The organism is candidate division WOR-3 bacterium (assembly GCA_029858255.1).
GTDB lineage: Bacteria > Hydrothermota > Tepidihabitantia > SM23-42 > SM23-42 > SM23-42.
Genome location: JAOUFJ010000020.1, coordinates 1 through 13,758 on the forward strand (window position 1 = coordinate 1; position 13,758 = coordinate 13,758).

The following is a 13,758-nucleotide window of genomic DNA, read 5'->3' on the forward strand; positions in this document are numbered from 1 at the left end:
CGGTTTGCTGCAGGTCGATACACCATGCCCATCGTTCTTCAATGACTCGCTGATAATATCGATGAGTCCCAAATCCTGGCTAATTACGAATATTTTGGCCACCGTACTATCCTGCGCAGTTCAAGCAACCGAGGTACGAGAACGCAAAAATCGGCAAATGGTTCTTGCTGCTGACTGTGTTCATACTATTGGTGATCGATTGCCCTTTTTATCCGACTCATAAGCGTGTCGGTCCGAACAGCACCGAGACTAAGCCGCATCTTGATCTTCTCCTGTTCGAGAAAACGGTTCAGATCAGCACGAGCTTTCAGCGCCGTGAACGAATCAGGATACCGGTTTATGATATCGACAAACAAAACAACGCGAGCCGGGTATACTGACCAATGGCTTTCCCACACAGCGACGGCCCGTTCAGCAACAATATCTTTGATGTATTGATTGAAATCCAAGTCATCAACATCCCACGGCGAAAATATCATCTGGCGATACAATTCATACAGCTCTTCGATAGCCTCCTGATCGCCCGTCTTTGCGATTCTCCGCTGCAATACTTCAACCTGCGCAAACCATTCGCCATAGTCAACCTCACGGAATTTGAATTCGATTGGGACCATGACCCATGTCTGCAACTTCTCTTCACCGACGACTGCAGGAGAAAAAACGAATGTTTTGGCGGTCCGCACGGCCGCAGAATCAAGCAGCATATTGTTTGATGACTTCGCAATGCTTACCTCTTCTGCTCTGCCACTCCGATTGACTAAAACCTTCACATGAACGGTACCCTCCATACCCTGCCGCCTGGCTTCGTCTGGATAATCCAACTGGTAATCAAGCAGGACAGGAACCAACAACGCCTTTTTTGCTGAACATGATACTAAGAGCACCCCTAAAAATGCGCAAATTGCGTAGCTTTTTATGCTCATTCATAAAATATAGCCATTTCGTGAGCGCTCGTCAATAGCAAACCTTGCGATACGCATCCCTTGAACTTTAGTGCGAACCGAATATAATTACGTCGGAGGTACCGTGATTGAACTGAGGAACTTTGTCAAGAATATCAGGCCATACAAACCCGGAAAACCTATAGAAGAAGTAACAAAGGAACTGGGGCTAAGCGGTGATATCCTGAAATTGGCTTCGAACGAGAACCCCCTGGGTGCTTCACCACACGCGATCAGGGCCATGAACGAGAAGATAAGCGACTCTTTTCTTTATCCTGATGACAATTGCTACTATCTGAAGCAGCGATTGAGTGAGAAATCCGGCATTCCTGTGTCAAATGTCATTGTTGGAAGCGGATCAGTTGAGCTGATCGAATTGATTTTCAAAGCATACGTAAATCCAAGAGATCAGGTCATAATGAGTGAACCTTCATTCATCATGTACAAGATCGCCTGTCAGATTTTTGGTGGCGAGCGTGTTGCCATACCGCTGAAGGATTATCAACATAACATAGAGGCCATGATCGAGAAAATCAACGCAAAAACCAAAATCATCATCGTTGACAATCCTATAAATCCAACCGGTACTATCATTAAAAAAGTGGAAATGGACCATTTTGTTGACTCGGTACCCGCGAATGTCATCCTGGTCATTGATGAGGCGTATCATGAGTATATCAAAGAAGCCGACTATCCGCACGGGCTGGATTATCTTAAGAAACACCAAAATATCATCGTCCTCCGTACGTTTTCAAAAATTTACGGACTGGCGGGACTGCGCGTCGGCTATGGGTTCGGCAGCGAAGAAATCATAGGTGCCATGATGAAAGTCAGACTACCATTCAACGTAAACCGCATCGGTCAAATTGCCGCCGGCGCAGCACTCGGCGACACCGATTTCGTCAGGGCCAGCATGGAAAGCAACGAAAACGGCAAGGCCTATCTGTATCGCGAATTCGCACGTCTGGACCTGAAGTACACACCATCGTTCGGGAATTTCATCCTCGTCGATTTCAAGAGGGACGCTAAAGAGGTATTCGAAGCAGCACAGAAAAAAGGTATCATTCTGAGAACAGTATACGAGTACGGTCTACCCACGTCACTACGCATCACGATAGGGTCAATGGGCCAAAACGAAAGGCTTGTCAAGGTTTTGCAGGAAATAGTATAGATGAAATCTTTCGATGATGTCTTAAACCTGGCACGGGACAAAGGCAAGAGGAGATGCGTGGTCGTCAAGGCGGAAGACGAAGCGGTTTTAGAGGGCATCAGGCTGGCCCAGGAACTGGAATTGATAACGCCGGTGCTGGTCGGCGATGCTCAGGCAATCACCACGATCGCAAAAAAAATACAGCTGCAAACGGCAGATTGTGAAATACACAATTGTCCAGACGAAGCTGAAGCCATCGTCGAAGCGAACACGCTGGTCCGGGAAAAAGGCGATTTTCTCATGAAGGGCATGTTGTCAACATCCTCGTTCCTGAAGGGTGTCTTAGATAAAGAGACGGGATTACGAAAAGGAAAGATCCTCAGCCATATCGCGGCACTCGAGATCCCAAGTTACCACAAGTTAATATTCATGTCGGATGGAGGAATGAATCCACGGCTAGATCTTAATATCCGCATCGAGATAATAAAAAACGCAATTGAGACATTGAATCTCATGGGTATTGAGCAACCGAAGATCGGCTTAGTTGCCGCAAGTGAAACCGTACACCCCGACATGCCTGAGACCGTAGATGCGGCCAGGATAGTCGAAATGAACCAGTCCGGACGGCTTACTGGCGCAACGATTGCCGGTCCTTTCGGATTCGATGTGGCGATCTCCAAGGAGGCTGCCGCGATAAAGAAAATTGACAGTCCTGTTGCTGGAGATGTTGATTTCATACTTATGCCCAACATCTCTGCAGCCAACATCTGGGCAAAAGGTTTGATCTACTTCGGCAAGACCAGGGCGGCGGGCTTGGTGGCTGGTGCGCTCCATCCCATTATTATGCTATCACGCGCTGATGAACCAGTAACCAAACTCAACTCAATTGCCCTGGGTGTAATAATAGCAGCGACCTAACATCACGATTCGTCGAGAAAAGAACACATACATTTCTGGCCAGGTAGGAAGCAATGTCGGAGACCTCCAGCTTTTTTCAGGCACCGAGATACTCAAAAGACTGTCCAAAGAAAAATCACTGCGAATTGGCGGTCTTTGTGGATCATCAACGACCATCTTCGTCCACGAATTGGCCCGACAAAGACCGATTGTGTTAGTACCTTCAGGAGAAAACACAGAACGATACCGACGTGAATTGAGAAAAATCGGGAATGATATCACTGCCGTCGATCCTGATCACCCATTCTTTCTGGATTCGAACATAATCGTCGTTGATCCGGTGATGCTTTCCAGGCAGATAACAAAAAAAGAAGTCATTAACCTCGCCGTGCACCGGAATATTAACGTCGAACAATTCATCGCACAACTTGAAACGACGGGATATTCACGAGAGGACAACGTTGAGGAAGAAAATGAATATGCCGTCCGCGGTGGCATCATTGATGTCTTCGAATCAGATGGATTCCCGGTTCGGATCGAGTTGTACGGCAATAAGGTGTTCTCGATCCGAAAATTCGACACACAAACCCAGAGATCAACGGAAAACATAGAACGCACCAGACTGAATCTCGCAAGTGTGGGAACCCAATCAAAATCACTCATCCACCTGATAACCGAAAATCACATAATGATAACTGAAGTCGATATCCAACCGACCGTACAATCAGTTTTCCTCGTTGACCGGGGTGACATTCAATACAACTTCAGTGCACCCAGACCGTATTTCGGTGATTTCAGAACGCTCGTTGATGAGATGAAACAAGAAAGACTTAGATTTAAATTCCTCGTCTCGGCTTCTCTGGGCAGAAAACTACGTTCATTGTTGGGAGAGATCGAGGTCTACCGTGCACCGTTGGAATGCGGCTTCGTCGACAACACCAATAGAATCGTCCACCTGACAGAAAAAGAGATATTCGGTTCGATAAGAAAACGCAAAGTTGTTTATAAAGGACCATTTGTTGACGATCTCATGGGGTTCAAGGAACTTGATTATGTTGTGCATAGCGATTTCGGCATTGGACAATACAAGGGACTCACGCTAGTGGACGTCGAAGGCAAGAAGATAGAATGCCTTGAAATTGCCTACGCAGGAAACGACAAACTATTTCTACCGGTCGAGCGCATGAACCTTCTGGAAAGGTTCGTAGCGACCGATGACCGGCCCCCGCGTCTATCCAAATTGGGAGGGGAATTATGGCTGCGCACAAAGAAGCGAGTAAGAAAAGCAACCGAGCGATTGGCCGTTGAATTATTGAAACTCTATGCACAGAGAATGCAGGAACCCGGTTTTGCATTCTCCGGTGACTCTTCAGAAATGAAAGCACTGGAAACAACCTTTCCATATGAAGAAACTGAAGATCAGCTTCAGGCCATCAATGATGTCAAAAGAGAGATGGAAACGAAAAAACCCATAGAGCGATTGATCTGCGGAGATGTCGGCTATGGAAAAACCGAGATCGCACTCCGCGCTTCATTCAAAGCAGCGCTCGACAGCAAACAGACAATGATCCTGTGTCCGACAACACTGCTTGCTTTTCAACATTACAACACATTTACGAGTAGACTTGACCCATTCCCCGTTCGTGTCGAAATGGTATCAAGATTCCGCAAAAAAAATGAGCTGCTAAGGATCATGCAAGAACTAGCAGATGGCAAAATCGATATTGTCATCGGTACCCACCGCCTGCTGCAACCCGATGTTCAATTCCACGACCTTGGTTTGTTGATCATCGATGAAGAACAAAGATTCGGCGTGGCTCAAAAGGAAAAGATCAAGAAAATAAAACCGGGTATCGATGTCATATATCTTTCGGCTACACCGATACCCCGTACGCTTTATATGGCGCTTTCCGGACTCAAGAACATATCAAATATATACACCCCGCCGCTTGGCCGGAAAGATGTGGCGACACATATAATCCATTTTGACGAAGATACGATCGAAGATATTATCCGCCGCGAACTCGAGCGGGGCGGCCAGATTTTTTTCGTACATAATCGAATACAGACGATCGAAACAGTACTAAACAAACTGCTGAGCATCATACCCGATCTTCGCGTTTGTCTGCTGCACGGCAGGATGCGAGAGGACATCACTGCAAAGAGGATGCTAGCATTCATCGATGGTGGATATGATATCCTTTTGTCAACTGCGATCGTGGAATCCGGGCTTGATATTCCCAGGGTCAACACGATCTTCGTGGATCAGTCACACAAGTTCGGCCTTGCAGACCTGCATCAATTACGGGGGCGTGTTGGAAGGGGCGAGCTTCAAGGCTACGCCTATTTCATAGTCCCATCTCACGGGAGAATAACCGCCGAAGCGAACAAAAGACTGGGTGCTTTGGTATCATACACATCTCTTGGTTCGGGTTTCCGCCTCGCACTCCGCGATATGGAAATAAGGGGAGTGGGCAACCTGCTTGGGCGCGAACAATCGGGTCACCTCAATGCCATTGGCTATCATCACTACATAAGACTCCTCAGTGAATCGGTAAATGAATTACAGGGAAAGAAGGTCGTACATGAACCGATTCTTGACCTCAAGCTGAACGCCTATTTCCCGAGCGAATATATTCCCAGTGCTTACGAAAGAACCGCTCTCTATAAGAGATTGCTTGAAATCGACTCACAACACGAACTGGATTCTATAAAGGATGAAATCGTCGATCGTTTCGGAAGATATCCCGGAGAAGTCGAGAATCTGTTCACCCTTTCTGCAGTGCGGCTCAAAGCCAGAACGCTCGGAGCTTCCGAAGTGACCCGCTACGGCAAACAGTATATCTTCTTTAAGGAAGGGACTGTAGTACACAAAACAGGTTGACTTGCCACTAATCCATATATATAATCAGCCAAAGGAGGAAAAGTGGAGAAGAAATTTCGAACATTGAGAACTGTTTCTCTGATCCTCAAGGTTGTCGCATGGGTAATCGCCGCCCTGACAGTCATTGGCTTTATTGCCCTGCTCGTTGGTGGCGCGGCTCTTGCGCAATTTGGTGGACGCTACGGAGGAATGGGATCGTTCGGTCCATTCGGAGCAGTCGGGGTTGCGTTCTACATCCTGATAATCGGTATAATCTGGTTTCTCAGCATACTGGCAGGTGCTGAGCTGATATTGGTAATCCTGGCAATCGAGGAAAATACGCGGGCCTGCAAGCCCACGACTTAAACAGCCGTTCAATCCGGAGCAGAGATTTTAGAGGGCAGTAAGTTCCGATCGGTCTGCTGAGCGCAATACTACTGCTTACCGTTCCGGAAAAAGAAAATGGAAAGTTAGAGCGAAGAGTAGCATGGTAACGGTAAGTCGCAGATAGGTTATACCTCCTAGCCCAAGAAGTACATTCCCCGGCGTCAGCACTCGAGAGACAACACCCATCACGATCATTACCAACGCTGCCGCTAGTGCGACATATTTGAATACCTTCATTACCTCCTCCTCTCACAGTACATGCGGGACGTCCTCGGCGAAATTATTTCGGGAATTCTTCTCTCAAAGCATCCACCGCGTTCGTAACCCTATCCTCCCCTACAACAATGCTAAGCACGGAAAGTGAGGCGCTGATCATATCTATATTAATACCGTTCTCGGACAAAACCTTGAATATTCTTCCCGCAATTCCCGGCGTTGTTGCCAACTTTGTGCCGTAAATCGTAATAAGAGCGCGATCCTTATCCACCGCAATCGTTCGGGCGCCGAAAGTGGTTTTTATCGCCTCTAGAAGCTTAACCACTTCATCAAGATCAGACTCAAGAACAGCAAATGATATATCAGCACGTCCGCGCCCCATTGAACTGGTCGAGATCAGTTCAACATTAAGACCATGCTCGCCGAGCGCACTGAAGATCTCAGCAGCCACGCCATAACGATCCGCAACACCCTGTAGTGTAACCTTGGCGATATTTTTGTTATGCTCAATGGATTCTATCACTTTTTGTACTCCTAGTATTATCTGGCAATTATGAATTTTTCTACCACATCATCTTGTGAATTATCAGCTTCAACAGACGCCTTCACAATATAGACCCCGTTACTGATCTCATCGCTGTAATTGTCAAGCCCACTCCAAAATATCTGATTGTAACCGGCAGCGCAAGGGACATTGTCGATAGTCTTGATCATACGGCCCGCGATAGTGAAAACCTTCAGCCGCACTGTACCCGAACGCGAAAGAATGAAAGTGAACCACAGACCGCCATCATCCCGTACTGGATTCGGGTAAATCAGAAAATCACTTATTTCTACATTGCCGTATAATTCAGTATTTAGGATCAATCTCCTTACGGTTTGGTTAAAATTATTGTCGACGACGTTGACTGTCAACGTATCGACCGCCTCAGGCAGTTCGATCCCCACAACAAACTCACCGCTCGTGAAAGAATTTTTATCATAGTAGAAACGATCCCTGAGATCGACCTTGCTATCAAGGTCACTGTTTATATAAGCGTAAAACCCATTCGTGCTCTCGACAGAATATAGAAGGTTTATTCCACTGCTATCTGCGACATGTCCTGTCAGCAGAAATTTGTTATCAACCCAATCACCATCGTTGAGCTCTCTGCCACCTTCGTAAAGGACAACTTCGGGTCCGGTCACATCCGTAGATGCAGGTGCTGTGCCGAAGACACGTATCGAATCAAGAACGCCGCTTTGGTCTCCATATATGCTGCTCAACTTGAGGACGGGCAGATTCACAGTGGAAACTCTTGGCGCAATGATCGTTGCCGTATCGGCGTCCCAATACCCCAAATAGACATCTTTTCCGTCGATATAGTAGCCGTAATCAACCCAAGCACTTGTACCCACCTGTACCGAACGGAACACATAGCCACTGATCCTGTCGGCCGTGCTCGCATCAAACTTCTCGATATGGGTCGTGTCACGAACGAAAGTCTTCAAATGGTACCGGTTGTTATCAGCAGTGACGGCCAGCCTTTCCACTGGTCTCACCGAATCCGGAACGGCGGTCAGGTGCATTGAACGATACATTTTGCGGAACTTCGTTGCCGGATCGCCAATAAGCAGATACTGCTGATACCAATAGCCATCACGGGCGATCACGCTACACTCTCCCATTGTCAACGTGGTGTCTGGACTGGTAATGTTGCGACACAAACGTTCGCCAATGATCTCGTTGCTGGTTGGATACGTGCCGGCCGTAGCCGCCATAGTACCGATGGCGCCGTCATGCATACGCACAAACTCTTCACCCAGACATTCGTAGTCCGAGTCATCGAAGCGGCCTACATTGCATGAGCCAAAATAAAAGAAAGGAAGCCTGCGGTCGTTGTTGAGACGGCCAATATAGGGACTGCTAAACAGCACCTCATGTGCGAGTTGATGCGTGTTGCCGTGGCCGTAGAAAAGGCCCAAAAGACCACCTCTGTTGAACTCCCGAATGAAAGCTTCACGGGCATTTGGCTTCTCAGCGGTGCCGGCACCGAGCGGTGGATAGCTGATCATATAAACTTTTGCGAAATCATACAGAGAATCAGGAATACGCTGGCTGTTACGTTCACAGGCGCCTGTATGTAATGTGGGGTTCTCAAAGCCATACGCATACTCATCATCTGCCGTCAGTATCACCCGTTTTGCCCAGTGTCCGATGTTATCCCCGGTTTCATATGTGATCAATTTGTCGATGAAATCCCTCACTTCCTGGCGGTTGCGGACCGTGATCCTGCCCAGACACATTGCCTCGCCCTGACCGAAGTTGACGTATTCGCCTTCATAAAGAAGATTATTAGAGAAGACCGGACTGCCCGAGAGGTAAGTACCATACTCGTACATGGGTACAAAGTCTGGTGGATTTTCCTTGCCCAGATTATTCCTGTAATCATATGTAGCATCACCGACGAGCAAGACGTATTTTGGATACGGGGACCAATTATTCGTCGTGTAGTGTAGGAAATGTTTTATCGCGAGAGGATCGAATCGGCCGAATGAGAAATCATCGTATATATCGTCAACGACGACAACTTTCGTCAAATATTCTCGGCTTCGGTACTCCGCAAGCGGCATGATCGCATTATAGAAATCCTCGTGTACGACAATGATATACTCGCAGCCGTCGATCTGCGTCCGAAGTCTGCCCGGATCCGTAGCAACGAGCTCGGCAGAACGGACAAAAGATAACTCGGAGAAATACACCATCTGGAAGGAATCAACCGCATTCGACAAACGCATTGTACTGCCATCGATCGTAAGATTCGAAAATAATATTGGCGCGTTCAAATCCGTTACATCTATCACAAACGGCTGTGCCCCGACGCCGCGGTATTGTATTGAATAGTCTTGCGGTGCACCGAACAAAACATGGTGTGGCGCATCAAGGGTAGCACTGCGCTGGTAGTTTATGTCTACCGCGTTGAGATAGGCACTAAGGCTACTCGATACACCATCCAGCCGTATGACGTCGAACACAAGCACCGACGAGTCCCCGGACAAAGAACCATTACCGGTCAGGTATGCCGGCGGCATGTTCGTGTACGCCGCGAGGGACAACGTATCGCTGAAAAACGTCATTCCGTCAACTGTGAAGCGGTACCAGAAATTTCCACTTTCCAGAGTGAATAGGCCAACTCTTGTCCTTCCAGCGCCAATAGCGCCGGGGTGTCCAACTTTAATCTGAGCAGTCCCAAGATTCCCGGTCAGTGGCGACACGTCAGCCCAATACCAATTTGTCCCGGAGCGACTGGGATTGCCATTATCGATCTCATTATGGGCGATGGCGTTGACTGTGGTGTCAGGCGCTGCGCCGTCCCATGATACATCTACTCCTGTCATGCGTTTGCCTTCATTGCCTCCGAACGTGAACCAGTAAATGTTCTCCACTGCGTAACCGTTTTCAGACCAGACCAAACCGGTATCCGCAACATAATGACTCGCTCCGTAACCGTAGAATATCAGATAATCTCCTGTGTCAAAAATGCCGTCCTGTTCACCACTCACATAGACCGGAACCTCGATCAATGAATCAAGCGAATCTGGTAACGGTACAGTGCGCGGCAGAATATCAAAGGGCGCGGTGAAAATCTTCATTGTCCTCGGGTCGAACTGATTCGGATCGAGACCCGCATCGGTGATTTCGGCGTGGCCGATCCTGTAGAGCCCTGTTTCGTCGACTGCTATCTTGAACCAGACAGAACCGTCAAAAGGATTGTTTCGTGTAGATTGTGGTATCCTCTGCCAATCCCTGCATTGCTCGTAGTTAGCGACAGTCCGGCTGTAGATAAGATCGTACGAATCGTCAAATGCACGCCTTATCCTGGGCTGTCCCCTGAATTCGATGCTGATTCTGATATTCTCTGATACTCTGAGCTCTCTGGTGACAGGATTGTAACGTACTGGATTCATCCTAACATCGACAGTGTAAAGATCACGGAAATAACCCGGTTCGGAAACGCTGATCAGGCTGTCCGGGAAGAACCTGTTCTGTTTGTACACATCCGCATGATATATATTGTGGTCTGAGACCGGCCGCTCGTCAACCGCGACATAATATGCCGGTTCAATGACAACATTCCTGTAAACAGTCTCGCGATGGCTAATAAGCCTCACTTCTACATCGCCATCTTGAGGAATCCCGATCTTGTAGAGTAATGACGGGACATTCGGCTCTCCCAACTTACTGAGCCACACGGCATCGGCGATCGAGTAATCATCACGACTTATCAATTCGGCTGAAAAGCTGATCTCGACGCCGTTTGTTCCTAACTGCTTGATTGTCGTCGAGCCGACGACAACAAACAGCAATAAAAAGCTAACCATCTAACTTCCTCGCTTCTTCAATTAACATAACTGGTATATCATCCTTTATTTGATACGCCAGACCACAATTGTGGCATATCAATTCCTCATTCTTTTTGTCGTACTCCAGTTCACCCCGGCACTTGGGGCACACCAGAATATCTAGGAGCTCTCTCTTGAGCATAAAACCTCCCGAGGTTCCAGAGCAACGATCTTATCCTTGATGGATAGGAAACCCAGGCTAAGAAACCCGAAACTATAGAACAGCAAAAACGGTATAAGTATCAATTGGAGATTGACGATCACATATACAAGAGCCGTGAATACATAAATACCGATAAGAATTTCGATGAATGGAACAATTGATTTCGAATCTACCCTGTATCCTCTTAACTCGCCACCCGATTTTGGTGTTCTTCGGAAAACATTCTTGCGGTTGAGCCAGCCTTCAAAGAGGGCGAGCGAATTCGACACAGAAAGACCCATGCTGTAAGCCACCACACCGGCGATAAAAGGTATGCGGCGTCGATAATCCGGGTATAATTCGCGCTGCGAAAGAAAATACAAATACGGATATCCTACTGCTCCGATCGTAAAAAACGATGCGAAAACAAAGTATCCGTTCGCGACTATATTCTCGACTTTGAAGTAAACAATGATGGGTGAGAACAATGCCAGTCCAAGCAACGCTAGAAAATTAACGTGACAAGTCAGATGGACAAATGCTTCATACTTCGCAAGCTTCCCCATTCTTGCACGGAGAACCTGTGATAATAACTTGCGCGCAACCTGAATAGTGCCTTTTGCCCATCGGTTCTGCTGTATCTTGAAACTTTCTGCACTGGCCGGCAGTTCACCAAGAACCGAGAAATCATCCCGGAATCTTATCTTCCAACCTTTCAGCTGTACCCGGTAGGACAGATCGAGATCCTCGGCGAGCGTGTCGCTATGCCATCCGCCCGCATCCGCTATCGCTTCCTTACGCCATATACCGCATGTCCCGTTGAAATTTATGAAGAAACCGGCGTTGAAACGCAGCGTCTGCTCCATCGCAAAATGATTGTCGAGGCCAATTGCCTGGGCACGAGTAAGTAGCGAATCATCGTGATTGAGATGTGCCCAGCGGGACTGGACACCAGCAACCATTGGTGAATCAAACTCCGGCAGCAATTCCTTAAGGAAATTTGGCGACGGCACAAAATCTGCATCGAATATCGCAATGAAATCACCTTTTGCCCTGGACAAACCATACTGTAGCGCACCGGCTTTGTATCCTTCACGCGAGCCACGTCGTATGTGGTGAATATTGAAACGCTGCTTGCGGTACTCGCTCACCAGGCGCGCCACTATATCACAGGTTTCATCGTTCGAATCGTCGAGCACTTGAATCTCAAGCTTACTCTTGGGATAGTCGAGTTCGATAACGCTCTTGAGAAGTCGGTGCACGACGAATTTCTCATTATATATGGGTAGCTGCACCGTGACATTCGGGTATTTGACCAGTCTTTTAACCTTTCTCTCCGGGCGGTGCCTGAATTTGTAGTATAAATAAAGGAGCACGAATGAATGTAAAGAATAAAAAAAGAGTACTACCAGCAGGATGGTATATAACGTCAATATTATATTAATCAACGCCGCGCTCCGCCTGAAGCTTTCACTTCATAGCCCCCCAACGGCTGCAGAATATAAGCCCGCAGGATTTCCATTTCGGTATATTGCATTTCGGGATATAAATCTATTCTATCCGACTTTACCAGGGTGTCAAGAGTGGCGGTAGCCACCAGGGTACTGTCAACCTCGAGGGCAACCATGCGAGGCAGTAAACGCTTCCCCCGTAGCTTCAGAGACATATAGAGAGCCGAACTCCTGTCAAACCGTATTTTCACGTCCTTTATATCGCGATCAGCCGCCAGCCGTTCAGTCAGAAAAAGAGGCTTCTGCACATCGCCCTTCAAATAGCCGATTCTACCGGCATCTTTTCGCTCGTCGGTCACTGCGTAAAGTGCCATTCCACCCGGCTTTAGAAATTTTGCGGCATCTTCGAGCCCATAGTGAAGAGGAAGTTGCAGCAGAAATCCTTCACCATTCTCTCGAAGCCGATAGTCCAGCGAGAGTAATTCCAGCCTCCTCTCCAATGACCCCATACCTTCACGTTTTTCGATCTCTGGCCTGATCAGATATTCACGTTTATCCTTTGTTGGCGCCTTTATCTCTTTCGTTGAGTTATAGTCGAAGATTTGAGCAGTCCAGTAGGTCGAGGAATCCGGTAGACCCGCCCAGATAAAATCGGGCAGAAAATTATCGGGAGATATTGTGATCTTGCCAACCATTTCCTTACGCCGTTCAGGGTCGAGAAACGGGATATTTGCCTTGAATACGTACTCGTAGCCTTTACCTTTGCCCTCATAGTCGAACTTGCTGGTAGACAGGATACGTGTGATCTGAGTGAAAATATCTGATTCTTCTCCGCGTGAGACCTGCTCCCAGGCCCTGTCCTTTTTAGAATACTCGATATCCCCCAAACCAATATATTCAAATTCCTGCTCACCGCCTTCACCGTACCACGTACCTGAAAGCTTTTCCCCCTCACCAATTACGCAAAAGCCTATCCCTTCCACACGTATGAATCTCAGCTTCGCTTCGTATTCATAGTTGAAAGAAATCTGGTGCGTGAAATTCGAGAGCCACTGATTGATATCATTTTCGGGATCTGGTATATACTTAACATATCTTGCACAAGTCACAGAAACTAACAGCCATGAACCCGTGCAAAATGCAAAAACCAGAACTCGCGAACATGCAAGCAGTTTATTGCTCAGGTATCGCATGTGAAGCACTACCAATATTAGCTGGATTCGAATGAAAATCAAGAGCCACACCGACTCACGGCACACAATACAACGTTGGTTTTGTTAGTGTCGTTATTTTCGTTAATATCGTTAATTTCGGTACGGAATATTTCG

The 13,758-nt window shown here is 47.5% G+C and carries 11 protein-coding genes; 4 read left to right on the forward strand and 7 right to left on the reverse strand.

The features are described 5' to 3' along the window. Nucleotides 1-185: 185 nt before the first annotated feature. A complete protein-coding gene (locus OEV79_08745; protein ID MDH4211523.1) occupies nt 186-923 on the reverse strand; it encodes an energy transducer TonB in 738 nt (245 codons plus the stop codon). Nucleotides 924-1,026: 103 nt separating this feature from the next. Here OEV79_08745 and hisC point away from each other — a divergent pair, with 103 nt between their 5' ends. The 4 genes from hisC to OEV79_08765 all read left to right on the forward strand — a co-directional run bounded on the left by hisC (nt 1,027) and on the right by OEV79_08765 (nt 6,217). Further along, the gene (hisC, locus tag OEV79_08750) at nt 1,027-2,112 is read left to right on the forward strand and encodes a histidinol-phosphate transaminase (GenBank protein ID MDH4211524.1); all 1,086 of its coding nucleotides are present in this window, start codon (nt 1,027-1,029) and stop codon (nt 2,110-2,112) included. Next, entirely contained in the window at nt 2,113-3,009 is an 897-nt protein-coding gene (locus OEV79_08755) for a phosphate acyltransferase (GenBank protein MDH4211525.1), read from the forward strand. A 235-nt stretch (nt 3,010-3,244) separates the two neighbouring features. Then, the gene (gene mfd / locus OEV79_08760) at nt 3,245-5,872 is read left to right on the forward strand and encodes a transcription-repair coupling factor (GenBank protein ID MDH4211526.1); all 2,628 of its coding nucleotides are present in this window, start codon (nt 3,245-3,247) and stop codon (nt 5,870-5,872) included. 42 nt (nt 5,873-5,914) lie between these two features. Further along, nucleotides 5,915-6,217: a hypothetical protein gene (locus OEV79_08765; GenBank protein ID MDH4211527.1), complete on the forward strand. Its 303-nt coding sequence runs from the start codon at nt 5,915-5,917 to the stop codon at nt 6,215-6,217. Between the two features lie 75 nt (nt 6,218-6,292). Here the strand turns inward: OEV79_08765 and OEV79_08770 are convergent, their stop codons facing one another. Genes OEV79_08770 through OEV79_08795 form a run of 6 tightly spaced genes read right to left on the reverse strand, consistent with a single transcriptional unit; the run spans nt 6,293 to nt 13,632 of the window. Then, the gene (locus OEV79_08770; protein MDH4211528.1) at nt 6,293-6,475 is read right to left on the reverse strand and encodes a hypothetical protein; all 183 of its coding nucleotides are present in this window, start codon (nt 6,473-6,475) and stop codon (nt 6,293-6,295) included. Nucleotides 6,476-6,518: 43 nt separating this feature from the next. Further along, nucleotides 6,519-6,977 (reverse strand): ACT domain-containing protein, encoded by a 459-nt coding sequence (locus OEV79_08775; protein ID MDH4211529.1) that lies wholly within the window; start codon nt 6,975-6,977, stop codon nt 6,519-6,521. A 17-nt stretch (nt 6,978-6,994) separates the two neighbouring features. Then, nucleotides 6,995-10,816 (reverse strand): C25 family cysteine peptidase, encoded by a 3,822-nt coding sequence (locus tag OEV79_08780; GenBank protein ID MDH4211530.1) that lies wholly within the window; start codon nt 10,814-10,816, stop codon nt 6,995-6,997. Further along, the gene (locus OEV79_08785; protein MDH4211531.1) at nt 10,809-10,979 is read right to left on the reverse strand and encodes a Trm112 family protein; all 171 of its coding nucleotides are present in this window, start codon (nt 10,977-10,979) and stop codon (nt 10,809-10,811) included. The genes OEV79_08780 and OEV79_08785 overlap by 8 nt, the downstream gene beginning before the upstream one ends. Beyond that, entirely contained in the window at nt 10,958-12,427 is a 1,470-nt protein-coding gene (locus OEV79_08790; GenBank protein MDH4211532.1) for a glycosyltransferase, read from the reverse strand. The genes OEV79_08785 and OEV79_08790 overlap by 22 nt, the downstream gene beginning before the upstream one ends. Next, nucleotides 12,424-13,632, reverse strand: a complete 1,209-nt coding sequence (locus tag OEV79_08795; GenBank protein MDH4211533.1) for a hypothetical protein — start codon at nt 13,630-13,632, stop codon at nt 12,424-12,426. Before OEV79_08795 ends, OEV79_08790 begins: the two co-directional genes overlap by 4 nt. Nucleotides 13,633-13,758 lie beyond the last annotated feature (126 nt).

Excerpts from the sequence above, each read along its gene's own strand:
- OEV79_08785 (MDH4211531.1), bottom strand. The coding sequence starts at position 10,979 with ATGCTCAAGAGAGAGCTCCTAGATATTCTGGTGTGCCCCAAGTGCCGG.
- OEV79_08780 (MDH4211530.1), bottom strand. The coding sequence starts at position 10,816 with ATGGTTAGCTTTTTATTGCTGTTTGTTGTCGTCGGCTCGACGACAATC.
- OEV79_08770 (MDH4211528.1), bottom strand. The coding sequence starts at position 6,475 with ATGAAGGTATTCAAATATGTCGCACTAGCGGCAGCGTTGGTAATGATC.
- OEV79_08745 (MDH4211523.1), bottom strand. The coding sequence starts at position 923 with ATGAGCATAAAAAGCTACGCAATTTGCGCATTTTTAGGGGTGCTCTTA.
- OEV79_08755 (MDH4211525.1), top strand. The coding sequence starts at position 2,113 with ATGAAATCTTTCGATGATGTCTTAAACCTGGCACGGGACAAAGGCAAG.